This window comes from Salegentibacter salarius, assembly GCF_900168265.1.
Lineage (GTDB): Bacteria > Bacteroidota > Bacteroidia > Flavobacteriales > Flavobacteriaceae > Salegentibacter > Salegentibacter salarius.
The window spans coordinates 1-25,312 of the sequence record NZ_FVZF01000004.1 but is presented as its reverse complement, the minus strand read 5'-3'; the positions used below and the strand labels follow the sequence as shown (position 1 = coordinate 25,312).

The window sequence follows — 25,312 nt, the reverse complement described above, 5'->3', positions numbered from 1 at the left end:
AAACTTCATCTCTTTAGATAAATGCGCAAGATTTTATTAGCCCTATTTTTATTTTTTCAAATAGGTACCTCCCCAATTTTTAGTCAGGATTATGCTGCTTTTTCAATTGATCCTAACTTACTTTCCAACGCAAACGCCGTATTACGCAATCAATCTGTAGAGATCTCAATTCTTGCTCTGGATAAGATGAGAGTAAAAACAAAGCGAGTGGTGACCGTTCTCAATGAACATGGAGAACAACACGTGCAGGCTTACGATTTCTATGATGAGAACAGCAAAATAAAATCCCAGGAAGCTATTGTTTATAATAGCATGGGGGAAGAGATAGAAAAAATTAAGGAGCGTGAATTTGATGATCGTAGTCTGGTAGGTTCCAATACGCTTTACAGTGACAACCGACTTAGTTATTTAAATTATACCATTAAAGATTATCCTATTACCATTGCTTATGAAAGTGAGGTAGAAACTAATTCTACTATTTTTATTCAACCCTGGAAACCGCTGGGAAATTATAATCTTAGCGTTGAACAATCTTCGTATAAACTTGTAAATCCAAAGGCTATTCCATTTAGGTTTGAGGAAAGAAATTTGGAAGACTTAGCGCTAGAAAAGAACAATACAACTTCAGGTTTATATTATAAAGCAGAAAATATCAGTGCAGTTGAAAATGAAGTTTTAAGTCCGGATCTTTCGACATATACTCCCCAGGTGTTAGTTGCGCTGAATGAATTCGCATTGGTTGGAGTAGAGGGCAAGGCTGCTAATTGGAAGGAATTAGGAAAATGGCAATATGACTTTTTGCTAAAGGAAAAAACTGAACTTCCACAGGAAACCATTTTAAAGCTAAATGAACTTACGGAAAATGCGAAATCAGACCGGGAGAAGGCTGAAATAGTTTATAATTACGTTCAGGAAAACACGCGTTATATAAGTGTACAGCTGGGAATTGGCGGTTGGGAACCAATGCTTGCCAAAGATGTTGATGCGCTAGGTTATGGTGATTGTAAAGCTTTAACCAATTACACCAAAGCTCTCCTGGAATCTCAAAATATCCCTTCTTATTACACGGTGGTTTACGGTGGTGATAAAACTAATATTGATCCTGAATTTGCTTCTATGCAGGGTAACCACGTAATTCTCAATTTGCCATTGGCAGAAGAAGATGTGTGGCTTGAGTGTGCCAGTCAATCCAACCCCTTCAATTATTTAGGTGACTTTACCGATGATAGAAAAGTCTTGAAAATCACTCCGGAAGGGGGAGAAATAATAAGTACTCCAAATTATGCTACCGCGTTGAATCTTAGGGAAAGTAATGTTGAAATTCAGTTAGATGAGTCGGGAGGCTTTTCAGCCAGGATCACTCGTAAGAATTCCGGTATTCCATATGGTAATATATATGGAATTAAGAATCAAAAAAAGGATCACCAGAAAATATACTACCGGGAAAATTGGGGGCATTTAAAAGAACTGGAATTTAGCAAAATTGCTTTTGAAAATAACAGGGATTCCATTGTCTTTACTGAAAAATTAGAGGTGAAAGGAACCAAGTTAGCTTCAAAGGCGGGGAATCGATTGTTGTTACCCGTTAATTTTCTACAGGCAAAAACCTTCAGTTTACCAAGAAATGAGTCCAGAAAACTTCCGTTAGTGATTGAAAGAGGAGAAACTTATAAAGATTATTTCCAATTTAAATTACCGGCAGGTTATAAAATTGAATCTATCCCTGAACCGGTGACTATCGAAAATGAGTTTGGGAAATTAATCCTTAAAACCAGTATTGCCGGTATCGACGAAACCGAGCTTAAAGTAGAACGACTTTTGGTTTTAAACGAAGGAAACTGGGAAAATTCAGCCTATATCGCTTATCGCGAGTTTATGAATCAAATAAAATCTTATACCAATCAAAAAGCAGTATTAGTCAGTAATTAATCTTATTATGAAACATTTTTATTTTTTTATCATCAGTTTATTTTCAGTGTGTTTGCTTCAGGCACAGGATTACAAATTCGGGAAAGTTTCCGAGGAAGAAGTGCTTGAAAAAGAGCATCCCGAGTTTAAAGAAGCCAATGCGGCAATATTATTCAGAGAACACCGGGTTTATTACGATATTCAAAGAAATTCGGGTTTAAGGCTAATTACCGAAGTTCACGAACGCATAAAAATATATAATAAGGAAGGTTTTGACTGGGCCACTAAAACCATAAGCGCATATCAAAACGGAACAGAAACTGAAGATATTGGTAGTATTAAGGGGTATACCTATAATATGGTTGATGGAAAGCTAGTTGACGAAAAGCTTAGAAAAAATGGCATTTTTAAAGAGGAAGCCAGTAAGTATTCCTTAAAAACCAAGTTCACTATGCCGGCGGTAAGCGAGGGTAGTGTTATAGAATATACCTATACTATTAGATCGCCATTTGTTACCTCTATAGACGATGTGCCATTACAGTTTGAAATCCCGGTAAATAGGCTGGAAGCCCAGGTTAAAATTCCTGAATTTTTTGGTTTCAGAATGCATTATAATCCTAAGTCACCTATAGTTTTCCCAATTGATAAAAAAAGAGAAAGTTTCACTTATAATTATACCCAGAAAACAAGAAGTGGCCAGCGAATAGTCAAGACAGATTATAGCCAGGAGAGTATAGATTATATGCTAGATGTTTACGGTTTTAAGAGAGATAATATTCCACCTTTAAAAAAGGAAATTTATGTAGATTACCTGCAAAATTACGCGGCCTATTTGCGTTGGGAATTGCAGTACACCAAATTCCCAGATTCTCCAATAGAAAATTATTCCCGTACCTGGGAAGGTGTGGCAAAAAGTATTTATAATGATGCAGGTCTAAAACAAGAAGTAAATAGAACCAATTTTTTTGATACAGATCTGGATCAACTACTTGCTGAAACCAAAGACCGCCCGGGAAAACTAGCGAAAATTTTTACGTATGTAAAGAATAAAACTACCTGGAATGATTTTATAGGATTTCAGGCCGAAAATGGGATAAAAACTGCTTATAAATATGGAAAAGGAAATACAGGTGATATAAACCTATTACTTGTAAGCATGTTGCGATATGCCGGTTTTGATGCCAATCCTGTACTGGTGAGCACTAAAGCACACGGGATTCCAATTTATCCAACCCGAAATGGTTTTAATTACGTAGTGGCCGCTATTGAAGACCAGGGCGAGATAATTTTAATGGATGCAACTGATAAAAACGTGGCGATAGGTGAACTTCCGGAGAGAGCTATGAACTGGCAGGGCAGGATTATAAGAGAAGATGGCTCCTCAGATTGGGTGAATTTAATGCCTACCGTGAAATCTCAAAATACCACGATGTTGAATATGCAGTTTGATGAGGAAATGGTTTTAAAAGGAAAATCGGTAAGAAATATCAACGGGTTGCACGCTAAAAAATTTAGGGATAATTATGTAGGGTTGGCCAATGAGGATTACGTTCAGGTTTTAGAAAAAAATAAAGGAAATATAGTTATTTCTGATGTGGCTATTTCCAACGAAAAAGCCATTGGAGAAAACATAAAACAAAGCTATAATTTTGAGCTCAGGGATGCGATGGAGGTTATAAATGAAAAAATCTATTTTAAACCTATGGTTTTCGCCGGGCTTAACGAAAATCCTTTTAAAGGTGAAGAGCGTAGTTACCCAATATTTTTTGACTTTCCATCTAGCGATAGTAAAACAATAAACCTTCTAATTCCAGAGGGTTATGAAGTAGAATCTTTGCCTGAAAGTGCTATAGTGAATCTTAAAAATGGAGAAGGAGTTTTTAAATTTGTAGTGAGTTTAAATGGACGATTTCTAAGGATAGAATCTTCTTTAGATATGAATAATATGGTTTACACTTCCCTGGACTATGAAGGGCTTAAAAATTTCTATGGGGAAATGGTAAATAAACATTCAGAAGCCATAGTTTTGTCAAAATCTTAGGAACAAATGAACATAGAAAACGCTCAAAAAGCTGTAGACGACTGGATAAATGAACACGGAGTTCGGTACTTCAACGAGCTTACCAATATGGCGCAACTTACCGAAGAAGTAGGCGAAGTTGCCCGAATTATTGCGCGCCGTTATGGGGAGCAAAGTGAAAAAGAATCAGATAAAGAAAAAGATTTGGGAGAAGAGCTTGCAGACGTGATGTTTGTAGTGCTTTGCCTTGCCAATCAAACGGGAGTTAATCTTCAGGAAGCTTTTGATAAAAAACTGGATATAAAAACAAAAAGAGATCACGACAGGCATCATAATAACCAAAAGTTAAAATAATGAAGTTCAAAGAAATGATTTCGAAAAAAGCCTTCTGGAAATCGGTTTTATTACTGGGGTTAGGCTTCCTTATTGTTTATGACATTGTAAGTATGCTGTTTGAATACGGCGGATTTCATTTTGAAGCCTATTTTACCGAACGTACAGAAGATGGTAAGTTATTTCGCTTTCTTATAGGCCAGTTCCTTGCTGCCTTTGCTTATGGTTTTATAATCTCGTTCGGACAATTTAGAGGAAAAAATAAGAAAGATGCTGAAAATTAATAAAGGCAGATAATGAATTTAAAGATCTCAAATACCAACAAGCATCTCTCCGGAAATATTAAAATTACCGGATCTAAAAGCGAATCGAACCGTTTGTTGATTCTTCAGGCTTTATATCCTAGTTTAAAGATCAGCAACCTTTCTAATAGTGATGATACACATTATTTGCAAAAGGCCCTGGAGAGTGAAGATGAATTAATAGATATTCATCACGCTGGTACCGCAATGCGCTTTTTAACCGCTTATTTTTCTACTATAGAAGGCAGGGAAGTGGTTTTAACCGGAAGTAAAAGAATGACGGAGCGGCCGGTTAAATTACTGGTAGATGCGCTTAAAAAAATGGGAGCCGATATTTCTTACGAAAAGAACGAAGGTTATCCGCCAATTAGAATTAAAGGGAAGAAATTAGAAGCTAAAACGGTAAGCCTGGAAGCCAATATTAGCAGCCAGTACATTTCAGCCCTGATGCTTATTGCGCCTTCCTTACCCAGCGGACTCGAAATTAATTTAGAAGGTAAGATTACTTCTACCCCTTATATTAAGATGACCTTAGAGATCCTGCAAAGAGCCGGTATAACCGGAACTTTTGAAGGGAATACGATTAAAATTGAACCGGTACAGCAATTAGAAGATCAAACTTTGGCAGTAGAATCAGACTGGAGTTCTGCTTCGTATTATTATAGTTTGGCTGCAATTAGTGAATCTGCTGAACTTAAATTGAGCACGTATAGGAAATCCAGTTTACAGGGGGATTCCTGTCTTGCTGAAATCTATAAGCAATTTGGAGTTACTACGAAATTTGAAGACGATTATATTATTTTAGAAAAGCGTCCCGGCAGTAAACCAAGAAATATAAAAGAAAACCTTCAAAACTCTCCCGATATCGCGCAAACCATAGCGGTAACCTGTTTAGCTTTAAATGTATCTTGTTATTTAACCGGTTTGCATACCTTGAAAATCAAGGAAACCGATAGGCTGGTAGCTCTAAAAACCGAAATTGAAAAATTTGGTAGTAGAGTTGAGGTTACTCAGGATAGCCTGGAACTTTTTCCACAAAAAGATTTTTCAAAGAATGTTTCGGTAGCTACTTACAACGATCATCGTATGGCGATGGCTTTTGCTCCTTTAGGGCTAAAAGTTCCATTTGAAATTGAAAATGCCGAAGTAGTTTCAAAATCTTATCCCGGCTTTTGGGAAGATTTTCAAAAACTCGATTTCGAGGTTGAAAAAACCTCAATTTAAAAGCATTTTTTAAATAAACCGTTAAATACTTGACAACCCCTATCTTGAGATTGTATATTTGCCGCTTCTAAAAATTCAATTATGGGAATGAAACTTTCACACTTCAATTTTGAACTTCCGGATGAACTTTTGGCCGAGTATCCTTCTGAGAACAGGGATGAAGCAAGGCTTATGGTTCTTAACCGAAAAGAACAAACAATTGAGCACAAACAATTTAAAGATATTCTAGATTATTTCGAGCCAGAAGATGTTATGGTATTGAACAACACCAAAGTTTTTCCGGCACGTTTATATGGAAATAAAGAGAAAACCGGTGCGAGGATTGAAGTATTCCTATTAAGAGAATTAAATCCTGAAACCAAACTTTGGGATGTACTTGTAGATCCTGCAAGAAAAATTAGAATCGGGAATAAACTTTACTTTGGTGATGACGAAAGTTTAGTGGCGGAAGTTATAGATAACACTACTTCCCGCGGAAGAACACTTCGTTTTCTTTACGATGGTTCTTATGAAGATTTCAGAAAGAAATTAAAGGAACTGGGGGAGACTCCACTTCCAAAATACATCAAACGTGACGTGCAACCTGAAGACCAGGAGCGTTACCAAACCATTTACGCTAAAGAAGAGGGAGCTGTAGCTGCACCAACTGCGGGACTACACTTTTCTAAGCATCTTTTAAAGCGTTTGGAAATTAAAGGAGTAGATTTTGCTGAAGTTACCTTACACGTTGGTTTAGGAACTTTTAGCCCGGTTGAGGTAGAAGATCTTAGCAAACATAAAATGGATAGCGAGGAAGCTTTTATTGAAAGGAAAGCAACTGAAACTATTAATAAAGCGAAACGTGAAAACAGGAGAGTTTGTGCGGTAGGTACCACCGTAATGCGTGTTATGGAAAGCGCAGTTTCTTCAAACCATACTTTGAATGAGTTTAGTGGCTGGACCAATAAATTCATCTTTCCTCCTTACGATTTTAGTATTGCGAACTGTATGATCACTAATTTCCATACTCCAAAATCTACACTGCTTATGATGATCTCGGCCTTCGCAGGTCACGATTTTATGAAGCGTGCTTATGAGGAAGCGGTAAAAGAAAAATATCGTTTCTATACTTATGGAGATGCGATGTTGATTATCTAGTTTTTAATTTGATATAATCTTAGGCCACGAATTCACTAAAATAGATGAATTCGTGGCTCTTTTATTTTAAGAAAGAAAGATGTTATTCCTTCAAAGTTTCTGAAAATCCGAAAGATTTGGAAGTTTTTCAGTAATAAATTTTTCTTATCCTCAGAATCTAAAACACTTAGCTTCAGCTTAACTTAAAAATCCTTTAATTCTTCATACTTTTGCAGCGTGAAAAATAAGAAGAAAGACATACGGGCACTTACCAAAGTACAACTGCAGGAATTTTTTGTAGCCAATGGCGATAAATCTTTCCGCGGAAGTCAGGTTTACGAATGGCTTTGGAACAAAGGCGCGCACAGTTTTGAGGCGATGACCAATATTTCTAAAGCTACCCGGGAAATGCTGGACGAGAATTTTGTGATAAACCATATTCGGGTAGACCGGATGCAACGCAGTAGCGACGGTACCATTAAAAATGCCGTGAAGCTTCACGATCAGCTAACGGTAGAATCGGTTTTAATTCCTACGGCTACCAGGACTACGGCTTGTGTTTCTTCGCAGGTTGGTTGTAGTTTAGATTGCCAGTTTTGCGCAACTGCTCGCCTAAAAAGAATGCGAAACCTGAATCCAGATGAAATTTACGATCAGGTAGTTGCCATAGATAATGAAAGCCGTTTATATTTCGACAGGCCGCTGAGCAACATCGTTTTTATGGGAATGGGTGAACCGCTTATGAACTATAATAACGTAATGAAAGCGGTAGAAAAGATCACTTCTCCCGAAGGTTTGGGAATGTCTCCAAAACGAATTACCATTTCAACCTCAGGAGTGCCAAAAATGATCAAGAAACTGGCCGATGATGAAGCTAAAATCAAACTTGCGGTTTCCCTTCATTCCGCAATAGACGAGGTGCGAACGCAAATAATGCCTTTTAATGAAACTTTTCCATTAGCCGATCTTCGGGAAGCTTTGGAATATTGGTATTCAAAAACCAAAAGCCGAATTACTTACGAGTATATTGTTTGGAAAGATATTAACGATACCCGTAAAGATGCTGAAGCTCTGGTGCGTTTTTGTAATTATGTTCCTTGTAAAGTGAATTTGATTGAATACAACCCGATAGACGATGGGAACTTTCAGCAAGCTTCCTCTAAAGCTACAGATATGTATCAGCAAATTTTAGAGCGTAATGGGATTACGGTAACCGTAAGACGTTCTCGCGGGAAAGACATCGATGCTGCTTGTGGACAATTAGCGAATAAATCTGCTTAAAAGCCCGATGGAGCACTGAATTTGCCACAGCTAGCCCTTGAATTACAAAATAATTTTTAGAATCTCTCAAACCTGCCTAATATTCTTGATTTTGAAAGAAAAACCACCACTGAATATTCTCTATAAATAATTATCTTTGGTGGCTTAATGAAAGTAATTTCCCAAATAAAACTTCCGGTCGAGAAAGAAATGGAACTTTTTGAAAAAAAGTTCCTGGAAGCCATGTCTTCTAAGGTTGCCCTTCTTAACAGGATCACTCATTACATCGTGAACCGCAAAGGAAAGCAGATGCGGCCTATGTTCGTATTCCTGGTCGCCAAAATGGTTTCAGAGGGCAATGTGAACGAACGTACTTATCGCGGAGCTTCAGTTATAGAACTTATTCATACCGCTACTTTGGTTCACGATGATGTAGTAGATGATTCTAACCGCCGCCGTGGCTTCTTCAGCATAAATGCATTGTGGAAGAATAAAATTGCTGTTCTAGTTGGGGATTATTTACTTTCTAAAGGTTTGCTGCTCTCTATAGATAACAATGATTTTGATCTGTTAAAAATTATCTCGGTTGCCGTAAGGGAAATGAGTGAAGGCGAACTGCTACAAATTGAAAAAGCCAGAAGGCTGGATATTACAGAGGAGGTTTATTACGATATTATTCGGCAAAAAACAGCTACGCTTATTGCAGCTTGCTGTAGTTTAGGCGCTGCTTCAGTGAAACCAGATTCTGTTGCGGTTGAAAAAATGCGGAAATTTGGGGAGTTGATAGGGATGGCCTTTCAGATAAAAGATGATCTCTTTGACTACGGAAACGAAAAAATAGGAAAACCTACAGGCATTGATATTAAAGAGCAAAAAATGACTTTGCCACTAATTTATGCTTTAAATAATTCTACTAAGAAAGAGAAAGATTGGGTGATTAATTCGGTTAAAAATCACAACAAAGATAAGAAGCGTGTAAACGAGGTGATCCAGTTTGTAAAAGATAAAGGTGGCCTTGATTATTCCGTGAGGCGCATGCAAGAATTTCAGCAGGAAGCTTTAGTGATCCTGGAAGAATATTCTGCCTCAGCATATCGTGAATCGCTGGAATTAATGGTTAATTACGTAATAGAACGTAAAAAATAAAGCTGTTTTATAAACTTTACTAGCCTTTTCAACCATATTGGTTCAGGATCTAAATGCATTAAAGCATTTAGACAGGCGTAAAATATTTAAAAACAGCCCTAATTTCTTTAATTCACTAAAGGGTATGCTATTATGACTTACATATCATCTTCGTGAATTTCTTCATCGATTTCTTTTTCTACTTCTTCAGCACCTTTTTCTATTTTTTCAGCGCCTTCTTTAACTTTGTCTCCGGCCTTGTTCACATTGTCTTCAATGTCTTCCCCTATAGCTTCTACGGCATCTTCTGTCTTTTCCTGGGTAGTTTCACGGCAGGAATATAGGCTTAGAGCAAAAATGGCCCCTATAATTAAAACTGACTTTTTCATATTTACATTTTTATTTTTAATGAAAAAAGCTGCTTCCTGTGAAGAAAGCAGCTTTTGGAATTTTTCAAGAATGAAACGATTACATGTTATCGTCTTCGTTCATTTCTTCTTCCATCTCTGCTTCAGCTTCTTCAGCTTCAGCTTCCATTTCGTTACCTGCTTCTTCCATTTCGTCACCGGCCTCTTCAGCTGCGTTTTCTATATCTTCACCTGCAGACTCCATAGCGTCTTCAGTTTTTTCTTCAGTAGTTTCTCTACAAGAGTAGATAGAAAGAGACATTGTTGCAACAGCAAAAAGTAAGAATAATTTTTTCATTTTAGAATATGTTTAATTAGTTGAAGTAGCAAATTTAAACTATTTTTTAATTATGCAAGGGATTCTTTTCACTCAAATATTTCCAATATCGTTTAGGTACATGCTGGTGGTGAAGCCTTGTGTTTATGCGGGATTTGATAGTGGTAGCTTCAAAATATTTCTTCCATAATTGCTGAAATTTAATTTCTGTAGTATCGAATAAAAGCTCTTTTTCTTCTGATGAGGATAAGTTTTTGGAAAAATTAATATGAATTACTCTCGCCTTTTCTAAGTCGTAATATAATCCGAACTTTCGTTTTAGATCATAAATAATCCATTGTTGATCGCTATAACGTGACGTAAAATGCTTTTCAATTATTGGAAGTACATTAAAATCGGGTTCAATATTAGAAAAGTAGATATTGTCTTTAGTAAGCTGAAACCTAACAAAAGCTTCCATTCTATGTTTTTCCCTTCCCACTTTCTTAGCCGTTTGCGCAATTTTTAAAACGTGAACATTGGCAAAATCGCCATCAACACTCGTCTTGCAATTAAAGGTATGCTGAAAATACCTTAAAATATCAAGTTCAATTTTAGGTAATTCACTCAGGTAGGCATAATATATCGAGTTTTGCCCCCTTTGCGTAGCGTATTTTTGAAATCCCAGCCAAACACGTTTAGCTTTAACTTCATCTGTAAAAACCTCAATATTTTCGGCAAACATATCAGTTTGAGGAATGCCGGGTGGGAGAATATTATACACTAATAATTTTTCTTCAAAAGCGGTATAAACACAGGTGAGGAGACCATGGAAGGTGCCATCATAGATAAGAGAGGTAGATGGTTTCATTCTAAAATAAACTTAATTGACTGCTGTATTCCTTCCTAAATTTTCCAACAGAATTCCGAAGAATTAAAGACTTTATTTTTGCCGGTCCCAGGTCGCGCGTTTCCCAACCTCGGGAATCACAGATAATAAAGTAGCGAGCGCGGTTTAAAGCCACGCCTATAGCCTTTAGATGATCGTAATTGAGTTTTCTAAACCTTCTGGCCTGAAGTATTTTATGAGCAGACTTTAAACCAACTCCAGGAATTCTTAATAACATTTCTTTTTCGGCAATATTCACATCTACCGGAAACTGATGCTGATTTCTTAGAGCCCAGCTTAGTTTTGGATCTACCTCTACATCTAAATTTGGAAATTGCTGATTCAATAATTCGTTTACCTCAAAACCATAGAAACGCATGAGCCAATCGGTTTGATAAAGCCGGTTTTCTCTAAGCATAGGAACTTGTGAACCCAGCGACGGTAATCTTGGATCATTACTTATTGGAACATAGCCCGAGTAATACACCCGTTTCATATTATAATTTTTATAATAATAATTTGCCGAAAGCATAATTTCCCTATCGCTTTCCCCAGAGGCTCCAACTATCATCTGGGTGCTTTGGCCGGCAGGTGCATATTTCGGCGTGCTTTTAATTAATTTTTTTTCAGAATTATACTGTATAATTTCATTCTTCACTTTATTCATGGGTTTAATGAAATCAGAATGATTTTTCTCTGGTGCAAGTTTTTTTAGACCGGAGATTGTTGGAATTTCAATATTTACGCTTAGCCTGTCGGCATATAGACCGGCTTCACGCATAAGTTCGTCACTTGCGCCGGGAATAGATTTTAAATGAATATAGCCATTAAAGTTTTCTTCCAGTCTCAGCTTCTTCGCCACCCGTATAAGTCGCTCCATAGTGAAATCGGCATCTTTAAAAATCCCGGAACTCAAAAACAGGCCTTCAATATAATTTCTTCGATAGAAATTAATCGTTAGATCTACTACTTCCTGGACTTTAAAAGCAGCTCTTTTTATATCGTTACTTCGGCGGGTAACGCAATAGGCACAATCAAAAATACAATGATTGGTAAGTAGAATTTTGAGTAATGAAACGCAGCGCCCGTCCTGGGTATAAGAGTGGCAAATTCCCATTCCATCTGAATTTCCCAGTCCTTTATTTTTGTTAGTACGTTTACTGCCGCTACTGGAGCAGGAAACATCGTATTTTGCTGCATCAGCAAGAATTTCGAGTTTTTCCTTAATTCGTTCAAACATCATAGTCTTGAAGTTTGATCCAAAAATAGGAAAAAATCCTATATTTTGGATTAAATACTAATTATTAAAGCCCGGATAGGTTTCAGTGTAGCGGCCTTTGCTGCATGGTATCTTTTTTCGGCTGGTAAATATCCAGCTTTAAAGCTTCGCCATCTTTGGTAGCGTAAGTTTTGGTTTCGGTTTTTTTGAGCTTAAAAGAATCTTCTATAAATCGCTCTTGTGCTGAAATTGAAAAGCTTAGGAAAAGAAGGATACAAATAAAGAGGTTTTTCATAATAAAAGCTATGTTTGAAGTCTTAAGATACTTAATTTTGAAGGGAGAATAAGTGGGGAATTTAATTTTAATATTTTATCTTCGCTGCTGAATTTAGATTTTTGCTTCAGATAATTATCGAGACGGAATTGACAATAATTAGATTTCCGCCTGCGCGGAAATGACACAAGTTATATATGAGTTTACAGGATAAAGTAATGGCAGAGATGAAGGCTGCTATGAAGGCTAAAGACAGCGAAAAGCTAGAAGCTTTACGATCGGTAAAAGGAGCTATTTTATTGGCAAATACCGAAAGTTCTGCAAAAGATGGTTTAACCGAGGATGAGGAGTTAAAGCTTCTGCAAAAATTGGTAAAGCAGCGTAAAGACAGCGCTGTGATATACCGCGAGCAAAACAGACCAGATTTGGCAGAGCCTGAAGAAAAGCAAGCCGCTGTGATCGAGTCTTTTTTACCGGAACAATTAAGCGAAGCTGAGATTGAAGCTAAAGTAGACGAAGTTATCGCGAAAACCGGAGCCAGCGGAATGCAGGATATGGGGAAAGTGATGGGAATGGCAAGTGCTGAACTGGCCGGTAGAGCTGATGGTAAAACCATTTCTACCATCGTTAAGAAAAAATTGAGTAAGTAATTTTCAAAATAAAATTGAAAATAAATATTTTTTAGTTTTTGCTAACTGCTAACTAGATACTGGCCGCGTGGCGCAACTGAATAGCGCATCAGATTTCGGCTCTGAGGGTTGCAGGTTTGAATCCTGCCGCGGTCACTAGATAAATCCGCAAACACTTTTTATATTGTGTTTTGCGGGTTTTTTATTTAAGATTGTACTCCAAATGCCTGTAGCTAATTTCAAAGTTTCTAATTGATCGATTCTATATTGAAATTAACGAGGATCTACAGTTCATTAATATTTGAAAAGAATTATCAAATAATGAAAATAAAGTACCTAATCAACTTCTTAATAATATTGTTTTGTTTCAACGCAACTTACGCCCAGGAAAAGATGCCGGAATCTACCAATATTTTTCAGCTTAACGGGACTACTGTTTACGGCCAATCTATAGACAAACAAACTCGTTGTATACATTGGCATTCAGCATTGGATGTAATTGCTATTAAATTTAAATGTTGCGATAAATACTACCCCTGCTTTTCATGTCACGAAGAAGCGGCTGACCACGAACACGAGGTTTGGCCTAAAACTGAGTTTACCGAAAAAGCCATTTTATGTGGCGTTTGTGGCCACGAACTTAGTATCAATGAATACATGGAATCTAGTAATACCTGCCCAAATTGTAAAGCTAGTTTTAACCCGGGATGCAGTAATCATTATCATTTGTATTTCGAAACTGATGATGCTTAATTATGATCTTTAAGCTGTTAATTATTACCTGGCCAGATGCTTCAGCCATATTTTCCGAAAAATTCGAAAATAAAAGGCGAGAACTATACCGCTTTCCACATAGTACAATAATGTATTCTCTTCTGAAGTAGTCCAGGACTATAGTAAATTAATTGGAATTCAGTTCTTTGTGAAATTATTCCTGTAGATTTTAAGAGAGATTGTTGTATATTCATAGCTAGTATACTTTGCTCCCAGTATTTCAATAGCTATGAAAATAATTTTCGTAATTGTACTGGTTTGTTTTTATGCCGGGCTCGGTTTTTCGCAGTCCAAAACTCTAAACGCAAATGATCTAAAAGATCAGCCTATAGATTCGAGTCTTAGATGGATGCGCTCTCATGAGACCTCAGGCGAGCATTTAGAAGAATTTCACCCCATAGCATTAAACACTTTAATGCGTAGTTTGAAATCAGCGCCAGATAGCATAACTGCCCAGGTTCACGAGTCTTTAGCGAGCTGGCATTCTTATAATGGGGTTTTCTCACCAGACTCGGTAGTGTATCACGCAGAAAAAGCACTGGATTATCATATAAAGGCGAATGATAAAAACAAAATTGCAGATACTTACAGGTCTCTTTCTATAGATTATCTAAATACCGGAGAATTAGAAAAAGCCCAGGAGGTCTTGTTTAAGTCGATCGACTTATATGAAGAATTAAATGACGATGCGGGCCTGGGAAGTGCTTATCGTACTTTAGGTGTGAAATTCCGCGTGACCGAAGATTTTGAAAAATCTGTAGCTTACACAAACCAGGCGATTCCTTTATTAGAAAAAACCAAAAATTACAGTTCTTTAGCCATCGCTCAATTCAATTTAATTATTGGTTATGGCGAATTGGGGGAATATGAAAAGGCTTACGCGGCAACAGAAGAATGCCTGGAAATTGTTAGAACCAAAGTTCCGGAAGAAATTTTTGTGCCAGTTAGGGCATATTCCTACCGCGGTGACGTCTATATTAAAGCAGAGGATTATGAGCATGCTTTAAAAGATTATTTAAAAGCCTGGGAACTGTGTATAGAGCATATAGGAGAAGAACGTTGCGCCACTTACCGCACTGAAATTGGGAAAATTTATTTGTTGCAGAAAGAATATGAGCTAGCTTTAGATCATCTGTTAGCCGGTGTAAACGCTTATGAAGATAAAGGGCAAATAGGTTTTGTTCAACCTTATTTAGATCTATCGGAAACTTACAGGCAGTTAGACGATTTTGAAAATGCCTTGCGCTATAGAGAAAAAGCAAATGCCAATTCAGAAAAGATGCTTGAGGACAGGATTAGTAGTATTGAATCTGAAATGGCTATAAAGTATGAAACCGGGAAAAAGGATGAAGCCCTGGCATCTCAAGCTGCTTTGATCGAACAAAAAAGTAAGACGCAAATGCTCTTTATTTTGATAGCTTCGCTATTACTTTTGTTTCTGCTTTCTTTACTTTATTTCTTCTACAAGAATAAAAAGGCCACTAAAATTATACGGGCTAAAAATGCCGAAAAAGAATTATTGCTGAAAGAAATACACCACCGCGTAAAGAATAACCTGGAAATGATGAAAAGCTTAATCGCTTTGCAATCAGCTCAAATAGAGGATCCGGCCACTAAAGATGCTATGATAGCCAGCCAGAACAGGGTGCAGTCTATGGGAATTATTCATCAGAAATTATATCAGGGAGAAAATCTTGGAAGTATTGAAATGAAGGATTATTTCATCAATTTGAGTGAAGGTATTTTAGATAGTTTTAATGCAGCAGATAAAGTGAAAATAGAATGCGCTATGGATAACCTGGAACTGGATGTAGATACAGCGGTTCCAATTGGCCTTATTGTAAATGAACTTCTTACTAATGCACTTAAATATGCATTTCCTGAAAAACAAAAAGGCGTTATCAATATCAGTTTAGAAAAAGATAGCGATCAGAACTTAAAATTAGAAATTAGGGATAATGGTGTAGGTAAAACCAGGGGGCTTGCTCCCAAAGGAACCGGTTTTGGGTCCCAATTGGTGAAATTACTTACTCAACAGCTTAATGGGAAAATGAGGGAACATGTAGAAGATGGAACTCATATAGAATTTGATTTTGCCCGATGATTGGGTTTGATTAATGCCCAGATCACTAATTTTACCTTCTATGATGTGGACTGTTATTAATTTAAAATCATCTTTTTAAAACCAATCTAAATCTCCTTACTCTAGCAAAAATTTTAATTTACTCATAGGCAGTGCCAGATTATGAATTAAGTGAAATGTAAACGCTAGACAAAAACGGTTCAAATAGCCCGCAGCCTTAGAAAGAAAATATTTAACTTGACCAACGAACCAAGACTAAGCCGGGAAATTCATTCTCTTACTCTACAAGTTATCTAAAGCATATCTAAGAAACCTCAGCATCCTATGCCATCAAAAAATCCACCAATCAAAACCAGGCTTCATAATCGGAATAGAAACCGGGACCCTTATGACTTGAAAGCTCTGGTAGATGCTATTCCAAAATTAAAAAACCATATTAAGCCCAATAAATATGGAGGGGATTCAGTAGATTTTTCAAATCCAAAAGCCGTAAAACTTCTAAATCAAGCACTCCTAAAGCATTATTATGGTATAAACAACTGGGAGTTCCCTGATGAGAATTTATGCCCACCCATCCCGGGTAGAGCTGATTACCTTCATTATATTGCCGACTTGCTGAGCGAAAGCAATGCCGGTAAAATACAAAAAGGAAGTCAAATTTGTGGTCTTGATGTTGGAGTTGGAGCAACTTGCATCTACCCAATTATTGGCGTTACAGAATACGATTGGAACTTTATAGCTTCTGATATTGATCCCAAATCAATTGCCTCAGCTCAGCAAATTATCAATTCAAATCCATCTTTAAAAGACAAAGTAGATTGTAGATTACAAAAAAATCCGACTTCAATTTTTAAAGGCATAATCGATAAAAAAGATAAAATTGATTTCACCATTTGCAACCCACCCTTTCACGCCTCTGTTGAGGATGCCCAGAGAGGCAGCCGACGAAAAGTAAGGAATCTCTCCCGGAATAAAAGAAATGAAGCTAAACTAAATTTCTCAGGAGCTAAAAATGAACTTATCTACGAAGGAGGAGAATATCAATTCATCAAAAACATGATTCTCGAAAGTGAAGAATTTGCTAAAAGCTGTTTCTGGTTTTCAACTTTGGTATCAAAGCAATCTAATCTTAAGGGTATTGATAAATTACTGGAAAAAGTAAAACCAACTCAATTTAAAACCATTGAGATGGGAACCGGCAATAAAAGCAGCCGAATTGTAGCCTGGACGTTCCTTTCAAAGAAAGAACAAAAGCTTTGGACAAAAGATTGGTAACAATCTAAGCTGTGAAATTCCATTCAAACAGGTAAACGGCTCATAACCATCATTTTACTTTTGTAAAAATGCAATAGCTTATAATTATATAAATATGAAGCCTCATCAAAACCTGTTGACACTAATTTTAAACAATATTTGCTTTTGCAGTAATATTGCTGTAATTTAACAGCAAATTTATTGTTATGCCAGTTAAGGATAAAAAATCAGGAAACAAATCTTTTAATCCAAAAAGAAGTGTTCAGCGCGCTAAAGCGACTAGAAAAGCGAAGAGCCAAAAGTGGACTATTAAACTATCTGACAATTCATATGTTTGGAGTAGTAAGATGGAAAGAGTTTCTCTTATAAGAGAAGGATTACCATACGAATCCATTGAATTTATTAGTGATAAATCCAATTTATCTATTAAACAAGTACTTCATTTATTGAATTTACCACAAACCACTTACAATAAAAGAAAGAGAGATAAAAATTTATTAAGTGGTAGAGATAGTGAAATTGTTTTAGTCTTAACAGAATTGTTAGAATTTGGACTAAATGTATTCAATTCCGAAAAAGAAAAATTTCAACGTTGGTTACAAAAACCCAACATTTCATTGGGTGGAGCAACACCAATAAGCCTATTCGATTCATTAACTGGAATTCAGGAAGTTCGAAATACTTTAAATAGACTTGAATACGGAAATTTAGCCTAATGAGAGTATATAGGATAGAAAGAAAAAAATATCTTGAAACTACACTAAAAGGAATTGGAGCAGCTCGTACAAACGGGTACAGATGGAATAGTTTTAATACGTATTTAGTCTATACATCAGAATCAAGAGCTTTAGCTACTTTAGAGGTTTCTGTTCATTTAGACCTAAACGAAGACTTGCCAAAAGATCGTTATTATGTGGAAATTGATATTCCCGATGATATAGAAATACTCGAACTAAAACATAAAGATTTACCAGAAAACTGGGATTTCAAACCTCCAATCCTGGAAACCCAATTTATAGGTGATGATTTTGTAAATGATAATGAAGCTGCTGTTTTAAAAGTACCAAGTAGCATTGTAAAGCCAGAATATAATTATCTAATAAATCCAAATCATCCTGATTCTAAAAAGATAACGATTGTATCGAAAAAATCTTTAAAGTTTGATGAACGTTTCAAACAAACCAAAAAAGATTAATTTTAAAAAAAATAGTGTCAATATCGCATATTCGCAATTGCGGGCATTCAGCTAATACAAAGTCTATAGAAATCAAGAGTAAAAACACTAAATCGGACTAATCCCCATCTTCATTACCACAACTGCCGAATTAGTCTTAAATGCTATTTAGAACCGCTGCTACCCAGGGCCTAAAGACTCTTATTCTGAATACATTTTATCGATAAGCGTTTTGTATTTTTTCTGAATTACCTTTCGTTTTAATTTTAAGGTGGCTGTAATTTCTCCTGATTCTATGCTAAATTCTTCAGGTAGCAAGGTGAACTTTTTAATTTTCTCGAATTTAGAAAACTCTTTTTGCAGCTCTTCAAATCGTCTTTCAAAAAGATCCTTAATCTGGTTATGATGAATTAATTCTTCTACATTCTCAAAGCTGATTTTGTGCTCTAAGGCGTATTTCTTTAAATTCTCAAAACTTGGAACAGCCAAAGCAGTAACATATTTTTGCTGATCTCCAATTACCGCAATTTGCTCGATAAATGAGTCGTTAATTAAGGCGCTTTCTAATTTTTGAGGAGCAATATATTTCCCGCCGGAAGTCTTCATTAAATCTTTAATTCTATCGGTAATTACCAGGTTGCCTTTTTCATCTATTTTTCCTGCATCCCCGGTGCAAAACCAACCATTTTTAAAGGCCTGGGCCGTAGCTTCAGGTTTTTTGTAATAACCCTTTATTACCCCGGGACCCTTTACTAAAATCTCGTTGTTTTCAGCAATTTTAATTTGAGTGCCTTTTAGGGGTTTCCCCGCAGAATTAAATTCAAAATGGGTGTCGCCAAAAAAAGTAACGGTTGCGGTAGTTTCAGTTAATCCATAGCCACATTTAACATTAAGCCCAAAGGAATGAAAAAACGAAACCATATCTGCCGCCAAAGGGGCACCTCCACAAGGCATAAATTTTATACGCCCTCCAAATACTTCTCGCAATTTACTCAACACCAGTTTATCGGCTATTTTATATTTTAATTGCAAGGCTAGAGGCACCTTTTTTTCGAGTCTTTGTGCTTGTTATAATAATTATTGCCAATTCCTAAAGCCCAACTTGCCAGCTTCATTTTAGCCGGGGAAGCTTCTTTTCGTTTCTCCTGGATTGCTGCAAAAATTTTCTCAAAAATACGAGGCACGGTACACATTACCGTGGGTTTTACTTCTTTTAAAACCTCTGCTATCTTTTTAGGGTCCTGATTAAAATAAACCTCAACTCCAGTGTTTAAGCAAAAGAACACCCAGCTGCGTTCGTAAATATGACTTAAGGGTAAGAAACTTAACGAAGCATCTTCTTCCGAAAGGTCTATTTCAGATTCATGGGCCTTTAAAAAACCTGCAAAATTATGATGATCCAGCATAACCCCTTTTGGCTCGCCGGTAGTTCCCGAGGTATAAATAATACTTGCCAGATCATTCAAATCCAGCTCATAATACCTTTTTTGAAGTTCGGTTTCGAGTTCTTTAGTAGATTCAACCGCAACAAAATCTTCTAAATATATAGATTTATTTGAAGGTTGAAGTTTGATCGTATTTGTTAAGGCTACAATTAATTTTAAATGACTGGAAGTTTCCAGAAGTTCATAAGCCTTATCATATTCACTTTGATCGCCTACAAAAAGCAGGCTCACCTCAGCATCATTGATAATATATTCAGCTTCTTTTGTAGAATTGGTCGCAAAAATTGGAACGCTTACCGCTTTTATACTCATAATAGCAAGGTCTGCAATGATCCAATTAGGCATATTTTCGGCAAAAATAGCAAGCTTTTGCTGTTCCGTTATTCCAAAATTCAAGAGTGCTTTAGACAGCTTTTCTACACGATTATAAAATGCTAACCAGGAGATACCTTCCCACTTATCAAGCTCGTTATTTTTGTAATAAAAGGCATTCTTGCTTTTAAAACCTTGGGTATTTTGTTTTATAACTTCTACTAAGTGTTTATTATTCATAAACTGCTGTTGATTTCAAATTAAAGGAAAATACTACCTTTTTTAAGGCTGCAAATGTACAATTAATTACGAGTGGAATTACCATTTAGAACCTTCTGCAAGCAATTATCGCTAGGGGATAGGCGGATATATTAGTGTAAAAAAATAAACAGCTCAAAATCACGCTAATTTTTAATCCGATCTTCACTTGAGTAAATTGTAATGTTTATTTTAATCCATTCTTGTCAGATCAATAAGGATTATCTTCCATAGACTTTAAGTTTTCAATAAAATAATTAACTTCATTATCAAAACAGTCCAAATTAGAATACCTGCGTCTTAATTTTTGCTTTTTCTTAGCTGAAAGCGTGGGGCTTACTTAATCGGAAGTCAAAAGAGAGAAATGGAAAACATTGAAGTTTATATTGATTATGTTGCAAAAATTACAGAAACAATTGGGGTACTAACTATTTTCCTAGGCTCATTATATTCCATCGGGAAATTTATGTTTTCAATTAGAAGTAAAAACCCGGTTAGTTATTTAGAGCTGCGACAGTCGGTTGGGAAATCTATTCTTTTAGGGCTGGAAATTTTAATTGCAGCAGATATAATGGCCACTGTGGTTACTACACCAACATTGAATTCTGTATTTATTTTGGGTTTAATCGTTTTGATAAGAACCTTTTTAAGCCTTTCACTCCAGGTTGAATTAGAAGGAAAGTTTCCCTGGCAGAAAAACAAGAATTAAATTGTAAACTTTGTAAAAGAGGTTTTGATTATATTCTGAAAAGTCTAAAATTTTCCTATAATTTCTTTCCAAAATCATAAGATGTCGCCTTTTTCCTTTGGCATTACTTAACTTTAGAAAATAGCTCGCGTTTTCTAATTTCGAATAAATTAAAGCTAATGTCTAAATCAATTTTAATTGCCGGTGCTTCGGGTGCTTTGGGTTTCAAACTTCTTAAGGATTTTAAGTCTCGAGGTTTTAAAATAAGAGCGCTAACCCATTCAGAAGAAGGTCTGGAGAAACTCAAAGGAGAGGTGAAAGATATCCATTACCTGGATGCCAGTGAAGATAAAGGTAAATTAGAAGGAATTACCAGAGATATGGATTATGTTGTCTCAGCTTTGGGAAAATCCATTAGCCTTTTTCACCCCGATTCTGATACTTTTTATGAAAGTAATTACAAGGCTAATAGTCATCTACTGGAAGATGCTAAAAAATATAGGGTAAAAAAGTTTATATATGTTTCCATGATGGGAGCAGATACCGCCTCGGAATATAAAATTCCTGGCACTCATAGAAAAACGGAGAAGGAGATCCAGAATTCAGGACTCAATTATTCCATAATAAGACCTGTTGGGTTTTATTCCGGTTTACACGATCTAATTATTATGGCCAAAAAGAAGATGATTCCACTCGTTGGAGATGGAAAAGCTAAGACTAACAGTATATTTCACGGCGATTTGGCAAATTTTATAAGCAATAATTTTACTGAATTACCTGAAATTTTAGAAATAGGGGGTCCAAAAATTCATACTCGAGAAGAAATGGCTGTGATGATTCAGGAAAAAATAGGAGGGAAGATAATTAAGGTGCCGGAGAGCATAGCAAAATCAGGTAGTGAAGTCCCAAAGCTTTTTGCTAAAGAAAACCTGGGTCATAAGCTCGATTACTTCAGTTACATTATGAGTAATGATATGATAGGGCAATCCCGGGGCTCATTAACTTTTAAAGAATATTTGAATCAAATTGATCTGGAGAATATAGGATAACGCAACTCTTAAGAAGCTCGGGATTAATTCCTTTTAATTTTACAAAATGGAAGTCAAAAAGCCACATTCAAAAAAGTACGATGCAGTTGTTATAGGCAGTGGTTCCAATGGAATTGCCGCTGCGATACATCTACAGCAGCAAGGTTTGAGTACGGTGATCTACGAGAAATCATCTGTTCCAGGCGGTGCAACAAAAACGGCTGAAATTACCTTGCCAGGCTTTAAGCACGATATCGGTTCTACGGTGCTTCCTATGGCATATAGTTCTCCTTTTTTTCAGCAACTTCCGTTAGAAAAATATGGTTTAGAATGGATCTACCCGGAAATTCCTTTTTCGCAGACCCTGGAGAACGGAAAGGCAGTAGCTTGTTATAAAAGCATTGAAAAAACCGCTGCTCAGCTAGGAAAGGATAGGGATGGTTATATTGATTTTATGAAGCCTTTAGTCGAAAACTGGAGCGACATTGGGGAAGATGTGCTGGGGCCGTTGGGGGTTCCTGCTCATCCTATAAAATTTTTAAAGTTTGGCTTAAAGGCTTTCCCTTCCGCTAAATTTCTGACCAATTCCCTTTTTAAAGAGGAGGAGGCTAAAGCTTTGTTTTATGGCGCAGCTGCACATTCTACCTTACCATTAACGAACTTGTTTTCTTCGTCCTTCGGGGTAGTGCTTGGATTGATGGCACATTTAAATGGTTGGCCATTTCCTAAACAAGGTGCGGGAAAACTAATTGAAGCATTATTAGATTATTATAAAGATATGGGCGGAGAGTTAGTTTTAAATGCTCCCGTTAAGAAAGCTTCTGAACTTCCCGGGAGTAAAATTCAAATTTATGATCTCACACCCCGGCAATTGTTGCAAATTGATGACCTGGATCTAAGTTCGAGTTATAGAAAACGATTAGAAAATTATAAATATGGCGCCGGAGTTTTTAAAATAGATTGGGCATTAGACGGACCTATTCCTTTTACAAGTGATAAATGCAGGCGCTCAGGTACCATTCACATTGGATTTAGTCCCGAGGAAATGGAAAAGTCGGAACAACTTACGGCCGAAGGAAAAATTTCGGAACAGCCTTATGTGTTATTGGTACAGCCCAGTGTTTTTGATAAAACCAGGGCGCCGGAAGGGAAACATACCGCCTGGGCCTATTGCCACGTACCTAATGGCAGTGAAGAAGATTGTACCAGGATTATCGAAAATCAAATTGAAAAGGCAGCGCCAGGATTTAAAAAATTGATACTTGCTAAAAGCACGATGAATACCAGGGAATTGGAAGTTTTTAATCCTAATTTGGTGGGAGGCGATATCAATGGCGGGCGGCAGGATATTACCCAATTATTCACAAGACCTGTAGCTAAAATTTCCCCTTATAAAACTTCTAATGTGAATGTTTATTTGTGCTCTTCTTCAACTCCTCCCGGTGGAGGCGTTCACGGAATGGGAGGGTATAATGCAGCCAAACAAGCTATCAAAGATCACTTCAGTTAAAATTCAAGCATAAAAAAGTCCGACTTTCCAGCCGAACTTTTATTAATGAATCTAATTTTGCATTTAGATGCTGAAACCAGTTCAGCATGACGCTCTTTCAGACTGTCATTTTAACTCGCTTCGGGAGCTACTTTCCTTCTTTGTTTTTCTCTTCGAAGTAAATTCAACTCTCTATTGGTTTGTCCTTCTACAGAAGAATTCTCTTCAGCCCTTCTTAATAGATAAGGAACCACATCTTTAACCGGGCCAAAAGGAACCAACTTCGCCGTATTATAATCCTTGCTGGCGACGTTATAACTAATTTGGTCACTCATTCCGTATAACTGGCTAAACCATACCCGGGGATCATCTTTTGAAATTCCCTGGTCTTCCATGATCTGTACCGCCAGGTAATTGCTCATTTCATTGTGAGTTCCTATAAAGACCGCGATATCATCAATATTATCAAGGCAGTACGCCAGTACATTGTTGAAATGAAGATCGGTAGCTTTTTTACTTTCGCAAATAGGAGACTGTTTTCCGTACTTTTTAGCTCTTTTGTTCTCTTTTTCCATATAAGCCCCGCGAACTATCTTTGCTCCAATTTTAAAACCTTTTTCCTTGGCTTTAGTATGCAGCTCTTTTAGATAATCCAGCCTGTCCCAACGGTAACATTGAAAAGTATTAAAAATAAGTGCCTTTTCGGTATTATATTTCTCCATCATTTCCTCCATTAGATCATCGGCTGCATCTTGCATCCAACTCTCTTCAGCATCGGCGTATAAACGGACCCCTTGCTTGTGTGCTTCTTCACAAAGACCTTCCACCCGGGCTTTTGTTTTCTCCCATTCCTCTTTTTCTTTATCATCAAGATTAACGTGAGAACTAAGTTTATGCCAGATTTCGAAGCTACCCAGTGCTGTTGGTTTAAAAATAGCAAATGGAATCTCTGTTTCTTCTTTGGCAAATTTTATAAGATCTTTCTTCACCCGAAAGGCCGAGTCAAATTCTTCTTCGGTTTTCTTTCCCTCTACCGAATAGTCAAGAATACTGGAGAGATTTACCTCGTGCATTTCTTTAATAACCGGCTTGCAATCGTCTTTACTGGTCCCTGCACAAAACTGGTCAAAGATGGTGTTCTTAATTAGTGGTTGTATAGGAAGTTTAGCCTTTAGGGAAAATTTAGTCAATAAAATTCCCGGTTTAATCAGGGAGGGTATTCCCATTACATTAAATAGAAGTAAGGCTCTATTAAGTTCTAAATCAGACTTTAATCTAAATGCTGTCGCTGTATCGTTAAATATTTTCTTCTCAATCATACCTCAAAACTAGCCTATAAACTAGTTTAAGGAAAGTGGTTTAGCTAAACTTTAACCGACCGATCGGCTTATTGCGAAAAGAGTTCAGATTAATTTGAAATGGAATATAAAAAGCGTTAATGAAATCTCTTAATATATTAAGAATTTTAGGAGTAGGGGGGATGAGTGATTGTAAGCTGCCCTTAAAAGCGAACTGTTTAAAAGTATAATATATTTTATAACTTTAAACAGTAATTATGAAGAAGAGTAGATATTCACCACAGCAAATCGCAAAGATTTTAAAGGAATTCGATAACGGAAAAACAGCTGCAGAGATCAGCCGTGAATATGGCATTAGTACAGGGGCATTCTACAAATGGCGGGAACGCTATGGCGGGATGAACGGCAAAGAGCTTAAACGCCTAAAGGACCTTGAAGAAGAGAACCGAAGGCTGAAGCAGATGTATGCCAATCTATCCCTGGATCATCAAATGGCCAAAGAAATCATCGAAAAAAAGCTTTAAAGCCCTGCCGTAAAAGAACCATT

25 protein-coding genes, 1 tRNA gene and 1 pseudogene are annotated in these 25,312 nt (G+C 36.7%); 19 read left to right on the top strand and 8 right to left on the bottom strand.

All coding sequences use genetic code 11. The annotated features are described in order from the left end of the window. The first annotated feature begins 21 nt into the window (after positions 1–21). The 8 genes from B5440_RS03610 to B5440_RS03575 all read left to right on the top strand — a co-directional run bounded on the left by B5440_RS03610 (position 22) and on the right by B5440_RS03575 (position 9,309). Positions 22–1,929: a DUF3857 domain-containing protein gene (locus B5440_RS03610; protein WP_070054919.1), complete on the top strand. Its 1,908-nt coding sequence runs from the start codon at positions 22–24 to the stop codon at positions 1,927–1,929. A 7-nt stretch (positions 1,930–1,936) separates the two neighbouring features. Then, positions 1,937–3,949 carry a DUF3857 domain-containing protein gene (locus B5440_RS03605; RefSeq protein WP_079711058.1) on the top strand — a complete coding sequence of 671 codons (2,013 nt, stop codon included), beginning with the start codon at positions 1,937–1,939 and terminating at the stop codon, positions 3,947–3,949. Between the two features lie 6 nt (positions 3,950–3,955). Next, the gene (locus tag B5440_RS03600; protein WP_070054921.1) at positions 3,956–4,282 is read left to right on the top strand and encodes a nucleotide pyrophosphohydrolase; all 327 of its coding nucleotides are present in this window, start codon (positions 3,956–3,958) and stop codon (positions 4,280–4,282) included. Then, positions 4,282–4,545 (top strand): hypothetical protein, encoded by a 264-nt coding sequence (locus B5440_RS03595; protein ID WP_070054922.1) that lies wholly within the window; start codon positions 4,282–4,284, stop codon positions 4,543–4,545. Before B5440_RS03600 ends, B5440_RS03595 begins: the two co-directional genes overlap by 1 nt. Positions 4,546–4,557: 12 nt before the next feature. After that, positions 4,558–5,787, top strand: coding sequence for a 3-phosphoshikimate 1-carboxyvinyltransferase (aroA, locus tag B5440_RS03590; RefSeq protein ID WP_070054923.1), 1,230 nt, complete (start codon positions 4,558–4,560; stop codon positions 5,785–5,787). Positions 5,788–5,868: 81 nt separating this feature from the next. After that, positions 5,869–6,924 carry a tRNA preQ1(34) S-adenosylmethionine ribosyltransferase-isomerase QueA gene (gene queA, locus B5440_RS03585; protein WP_176728219.1) on the top strand — a complete coding sequence of 352 codons (1,056 nt, stop codon included), beginning with the start codon at positions 5,869–5,871 and terminating at the stop codon, positions 6,922–6,924. Between the two features lie 216 nt (positions 6,925–7,140). Then, entirely contained in the window at positions 7,141–8,184 is a 1,044-nt protein-coding gene (gene rlmN / locus B5440_RS03580) for a dual-specificity RNA methyltransferase RlmN (protein WP_070054924.1), read from the top strand. Between the two features lie 147 nt (positions 8,185–8,331). After that, a complete protein-coding gene (locus B5440_RS03575; RefSeq protein WP_070054925.1) occupies positions 8,332–9,309 on the top strand; it encodes a polyprenyl synthetase family protein in 978 nt (325 codons plus the stop codon). A 137-nt stretch (positions 9,310–9,446) separates the two neighbouring features. On the opposite strand, the gene B5440_RS03570 is transcribed toward B5440_RS03575, so the two are convergent. The 5 genes from B5440_RS03570 to B5440_RS03550 all read right to left on the bottom strand — a co-directional run bounded on the left by B5440_RS03570 (position 9,447) and on the right by B5440_RS03550 (position 12,354). Next, positions 9,447–9,677, bottom strand: coding sequence for a hypothetical protein (locus B5440_RS03570; protein WP_070054926.1), 231 nt, complete (start codon positions 9,675–9,677; stop codon positions 9,447–9,449). Positions 9,678–9,756: 79 nt separating this feature from the next. Further along, positions 9,757–9,993, bottom strand: a complete 237-nt coding sequence (locus B5440_RS03565; RefSeq protein ID WP_070054927.1) for a hypothetical protein — start codon at positions 9,991–9,993, stop codon at positions 9,757–9,759. 46 nt (positions 9,994–10,039) lie between these two features. Then, positions 10,040–10,822, bottom strand: a complete 783-nt coding sequence (locus B5440_RS03560) for a TIGR03915 family putative DNA repair protein (protein WP_070054928.1) — start codon at positions 10,820–10,822, stop codon at positions 10,040–10,042. A gap of 1 nt (position 10,823) precedes the next feature. Next, a complete protein-coding gene (locus tag B5440_RS03555) occupies positions 10,824–12,083 on the bottom strand; it encodes a putative DNA modification/repair radical SAM protein (protein ID WP_070054929.1) in 1,260 nt (419 codons plus the stop codon). A gap of 79 nt (positions 12,084–12,162) precedes the next feature. Further along, entirely contained in the window at positions 12,163–12,354 is a 192-nt protein-coding gene (locus tag B5440_RS03550) for a hypothetical protein (protein ID WP_070054930.1), read from the bottom strand. A gap of 176 nt (positions 12,355–12,530) precedes the next feature. On the opposite strand from B5440_RS03550, the gene B5440_RS03545 reads away from it, so the two are divergent. The 7 genes from B5440_RS03545 to B5440_RS03515 all read left to right on the top strand — a co-directional run bounded on the left by B5440_RS03545 (position 12,531) and on the right by B5440_RS03515 (position 18,268). Next, positions 12,531–12,983, top strand: a complete 453-nt coding sequence (locus B5440_RS03545) for a GatB/YqeY domain-containing protein (protein WP_070054931.1) — start codon at positions 12,531–12,533, stop codon at positions 12,981–12,983. A 61-nt stretch (positions 12,984–13,044) separates the two neighbouring features. Further along, positions 13,045–13,118, top strand: a tRNA-Arg gene (locus tag B5440_RS03540). Between the two features lie 165 nt (positions 13,119–13,283). After that, positions 13,284–13,715, top strand: a complete 432-nt coding sequence (locus tag B5440_RS03535; protein ID WP_079711057.1) for a CHY zinc finger protein — start codon at positions 13,284–13,286, stop codon at positions 13,713–13,715. Between the two features lie 250 nt (positions 13,716–13,965). Further along, positions 13,966–15,840: a sensor histidine kinase gene (locus B5440_RS03530; protein ID WP_070054932.1), complete on the top strand. Its 1,875-nt coding sequence runs from the start codon at positions 13,966–13,968 to the stop codon at positions 15,838–15,840. Between the two features lie 303 nt (positions 15,841–16,143). After that, on the top strand, positions 16,144–17,094 hold the full coding sequence (rlmF, locus tag B5440_RS03525; protein ID WP_070054933.1) for a 23S rRNA (adenine(1618)-N(6))-methyltransferase RlmF: 951 nt from the start codon (positions 16,144–16,146) through the stop codon (positions 17,092–17,094). A 185-nt stretch (positions 17,095–17,279) separates the two neighbouring features. After that, positions 17,280–17,789, top strand: a complete 510-nt coding sequence (parS, locus tag B5440_RS03520; protein WP_070054934.1) for a type II RES/Xre toxin-antitoxin system antitoxin — start codon at positions 17,280–17,282, stop codon at positions 17,787–17,789. Further along, the gene (locus B5440_RS03515; RefSeq protein WP_070054935.1) at positions 17,789–18,268 is read left to right on the top strand and encodes an RES family NAD+ phosphorylase; all 480 of its coding nucleotides are present in this window, start codon (positions 17,789–17,791) and stop codon (positions 18,266–18,268) included. Before parS ends, B5440_RS03515 begins: the two co-directional genes overlap by 1 nt. Positions 18,269–18,448: 180 nt before the next feature. Here the strand turns inward: B5440_RS03515 and B5440_RS15690 are convergent, their stop codons facing one another. After that, complete coding sequence (locus B5440_RS15690) at positions 18,449–19,291, bottom strand: AMP-dependent synthetase/ligase (protein WP_232756030.1); 843 nt, start codon at positions 19,289–19,291, stop codon at positions 18,449–18,451. Continuing rightward, entirely contained in the window at positions 19,282–20,244 is a 963-nt protein-coding gene (locus B5440_RS15685; protein WP_232756031.1) for an AMP-binding protein, read from the bottom strand. The genes B5440_RS15690 and B5440_RS15685 overlap by 10 nt, the downstream gene beginning before the upstream one ends. A 382-nt stretch (positions 20,245–20,626) precedes the next feature. Here B5440_RS15685 and B5440_RS03505 point away from each other — a divergent pair, with 382 nt between their 5' ends. From B5440_RS03505 to B5440_RS03495, 3 genes are all read left to right on the top strand, one after another. After that, positions 20,627–20,971: a DUF1622 domain-containing protein gene (locus B5440_RS03505; RefSeq protein WP_070054936.1), complete on the top strand. Its 345-nt coding sequence runs from the start codon at positions 20,627–20,629 to the stop codon at positions 20,969–20,971. A gap of 158 nt (positions 20,972–21,129) precedes the next feature. Then, positions 21,130–21,999 (top strand): SDR family oxidoreductase, encoded by an 870-nt coding sequence (locus B5440_RS03500; RefSeq protein WP_070054937.1) that lies wholly within the window; start codon positions 21,130–21,132, stop codon positions 21,997–21,999. Between the two features lie 46 nt (positions 22,000–22,045). Beyond that, the gene (locus B5440_RS03495; protein WP_070054938.1) at positions 22,046–23,488 is read left to right on the top strand and encodes a phytoene desaturase family protein; all 1,443 of its coding nucleotides are present in this window, start codon (positions 22,046–22,048) and stop codon (positions 23,486–23,488) included. A 110-nt stretch (positions 23,489–23,598) separates the two neighbouring features. On the opposite strand, the gene B5440_RS03490 is transcribed toward B5440_RS03495, so the two are convergent. Next, entirely contained in the window at positions 23,599–24,786 is a 1,188-nt protein-coding gene (locus B5440_RS03490; RefSeq protein ID WP_070054939.1) for a proline dehydrogenase family protein, read from the bottom strand. A 236-nt stretch (positions 24,787–25,022) separates the two neighbouring features. Between B5440_RS03490 and B5440_RS03485 the strand changes: the two are divergent. Beyond that, a pseudogene (locus B5440_RS03485) lies at positions 25,023–25,312 on the top strand (transposase); the annotation flags it as partial.

What these genes read in the sequence shown, in the direction of transcription:
- B5440_RS03610 (WP_070054919.1), top strand. Translation starts at nt 22, where the DNA reads ATGCGCAAGATTTTATTAGCCCTATTTTTATTTTTTCAAATAGGTACC.
- B5440_RS03605 (WP_079711058.1), top strand. Translation starts at nt 1,937, where the DNA reads ATGAAACATTTTTATTTTTTTATCATCAGTTTATTTTCAGTGTGTTTG.
- B5440_RS03600 (WP_070054921.1), top strand. Translation starts at nt 3,956, where the DNA reads ATGAACATAGAAAACGCTCAAAAAGCTGTAGACGACTGGATAAATGAA.
- B5440_RS03595 (WP_070054922.1), top strand. Translation starts at nt 4,282, where the DNA reads ATGAAGTTCAAAGAAATGATTTCGAAAAAAGCCTTCTGGAAATCGGTT.
- aroA (WP_070054923.1), top strand. Translation starts at nt 4,558, where the DNA reads ATGAATTTAAAGATCTCAAATACCAACAAGCATCTCTCCGGAAATATT.
- queA (WP_176728219.1), top strand. Translation starts at nt 5,869, where the DNA reads ATGGGAATGAAACTTTCACACTTCAATTTTGAACTTCCGGATGAACTT.
- B5440_RS03575 (WP_070054925.1), top strand. Translation starts at nt 8,332, where the DNA reads ATGAAAGTAATTTCCCAAATAAAACTTCCGGTCGAGAAAGAAATGGAA.
- B5440_RS03570 (WP_070054926.1), bottom strand. Translation starts at nt 9,677, where the DNA reads ATGAAAAAGTCAGTTTTAATTATAGGGGCCATTTTTGCTCTAAGCCTA.
- B5440_RS03565 (WP_070054927.1), bottom strand. Translation starts at nt 9,993, where the DNA reads ATGAAAAAATTATTCTTACTTTTTGCTGTTGCAACAATGTCTCTTTCT.
- B5440_RS03560 (WP_070054928.1), bottom strand. Translation starts at nt 10,822, where the DNA reads ATGAAACCATCTACCTCTCTTATCTATGATGGCACCTTCCATGGTCTC.
- B5440_RS03555 (WP_070054929.1), bottom strand. Translation starts at nt 12,083, where the DNA reads ATGATGTTTGAACGAATTAAGGAAAAACTCGAAATTCTTGCTGATGCA.
- B5440_RS03550 (WP_070054930.1), bottom strand. Translation starts at nt 12,354, where the DNA reads ATGAAAAACCTCTTTATTTGTATCCTTCTTTTCCTAAGCTTTTCAATT.
- B5440_RS03545 (WP_070054931.1), top strand. Translation starts at nt 12,531, where the DNA reads ATGAGTTTACAGGATAAAGTAATGGCAGAGATGAAGGCTGCTATGAAG.
- B5440_RS03535 (WP_079711057.1), top strand. Translation starts at nt 13,284, where the DNA reads ATGAAAATAAAGTACCTAATCAACTTCTTAATAATATTGTTTTGTTTC.
- B5440_RS03530 (WP_070054932.1), top strand. Translation starts at nt 13,966, where the DNA reads ATGAAAATAATTTTCGTAATTGTACTGGTTTGTTTTTATGCCGGGCTC.
- rlmF (WP_070054933.1), top strand. Translation starts at nt 16,144, where the DNA reads ATGCCATCAAAAAATCCACCAATCAAAACCAGGCTTCATAATCGGAAT.
- parS (WP_070054934.1), top strand. Translation starts at nt 17,280, where the DNA reads ATGCCAGTTAAGGATAAAAAATCAGGAAACAAATCTTTTAATCCAAAA.
- B5440_RS03515 (WP_070054935.1), top strand. Translation starts at nt 17,789, where the DNA reads ATGAGAGTATATAGGATAGAAAGAAAAAAATATCTTGAAACTACACTA.
- B5440_RS15685 (WP_232756031.1), bottom strand. Translation starts at nt 20,244, where the DNA reads ATGAATAATAAACACTTAGTAGAAGTTATAAAACAAAATACCCAAGGT.
- B5440_RS03505 (WP_070054936.1), top strand. Translation starts at nt 20,627, where the DNA reads ATGGAAAACATTGAAGTTTATATTGATTATGTTGCAAAAATTACAGAA.
- B5440_RS03500 (WP_070054937.1), top strand. Translation starts at nt 21,130, where the DNA reads ATGTCTAAATCAATTTTAATTGCCGGTGCTTCGGGTGCTTTGGGTTTC.
- B5440_RS03495 (WP_070054938.1), top strand. Translation starts at nt 22,046, where the DNA reads ATGGAAGTCAAAAAGCCACATTCAAAAAAGTACGATGCAGTTGTTATA.
- B5440_RS03490 (WP_070054939.1), bottom strand. Translation starts at nt 24,786, where the DNA reads ATGATTGAGAAGAAAATATTTAACGATACAGCGACAGCATTTAGATTA.